The following is a 1,283-nucleotide window of genomic DNA, read 5'->3' on the forward strand; positions in this document are numbered from 1 at the left end:
CTTTCCCCCTTCCCCATGCCCCATTTGCCCAATGCCCAATAACTAATAACTAATGACAATCAAAATTTTTGTACTTGCTAAAAATGTGTTTCAGGAAGTTATACGCGATCGCATCCTGTATATTATTGGTTTTTATGCGTTAATACTCGCGGTCGCTTTTCGTGCCCTTCCTGAATTTGCAGCCGCTACGGAAGACAAAATATTTTTAGATTTTGGCATGGCGGCGATGAATGCCATCGCGTTAATTGTCACGATATTTGTTGGTACGGGGCTAGTTAATAAAGAAATTGAAAAACGTACTATCTTAGTATTAATTGCCAAACCTGTTAGCCGTAGTGAAATTATTGTTGGTAAGTATTTGGGATTATCGGCTGTAGTGGCTGTGATGATAGCTACGATGACGGCTATTTATCTGTTATTTCTACAATTTGGTAATATCACTCACCCAACAGTGAGTATTTTAATTGCGGCGATTTTCTTGTTTTTACAGCTGTCATTAATCACTGCTGTGGCTATTGCTTTTGGTGTTTTTACAGCTTCGTTGGTGGCAACTATTTTAACGTTTGCAGTTTATTTAATGGGGAATATCACCCAAGATTTGGTACAACTTGGTCGTCTAAGTCGCAATGTTGGGATAGAACGTTTGACTCAAGGTTTGTTTCTCGTGTTGCCAGATTTATCTCGATTAGATTTGAAAAATCAGGCTGTTTATGGTTTACAAGCACTACCTGAGACAACGGCACTGATTATTAATGCCGGCTATAGCTTACTTTACAGTGCGATGTTGTTGGCGATCGCTATTTTTGTTTTCTCACGACGCGAGTTTTAAAGTGCTTTACCAAGCCCTTCGAGTAGGGAATAGTAGAAGGTTTTGGGAAAAGGTTAATGGTTCGACAAGCTTACCAACCGGGTAAAGGGGAAAGGTTTCAATACTGCTCGGTTAAGGATTTTAAACTGGAATTTGGTTTGGGGAAAAGGTTAAAGGGTAAGGGTTAAAGGTTTTTTATTTCCCTTTTCCCCTTTCCCTTTCCCCCTTAACCGACAAGTATTGGGAAAGGTTTTTTCTTTCCCCTTTTTCCCAAAACCCGACAAGTATTGACACTCATGCTGTGAAAAAATACGTCTTTGTACAAATCCCCTACTTTTAAGTATGGGGATTTCACTATTCCCTATTAAAAGTTCCCTTTTAAAACTGATACCGATTCAAAAAATGTTTGCGACAGATACCCCTCCCCAACCCTCCCCTTGGCAAGGGGAGGGTTGGGGAGGGGTCTTGTCTATGT

General features: G+C 40.2%; 1 protein-coding gene. It reads left to right on the forward strand.

From position 1 onward, the window contains the following. Positions 1–52: 52 nt before the first annotated feature. Entirely contained in the window at positions 53–829 is a 777-nt protein-coding gene (locus GNE10_RS34590) for an ABC transporter permease (protein ID WP_185570516.1), read from the forward strand. Positions 830–1,283: the final 454 nt, after the last annotated feature.

Origin of the sequence: Nostoc sp. 2RC, from assembly GCF_014222165.1 — a bacterium.
Lineage (GTDB): Bacteria > Cyanobacteriota > Cyanobacteriia > Cyanobacteriales > Nostocaceae > Nostoc > Nostoc linckia.

What these genes read in the sequence shown, in the direction of transcription:
- GNE10_RS34590 (WP_185570516.1), top strand. Translation starts at nt 53, where the DNA reads ATGACAATCAAAATTTTTGTACTTGCTAAAAATGTGTTTCAGGAAGTT.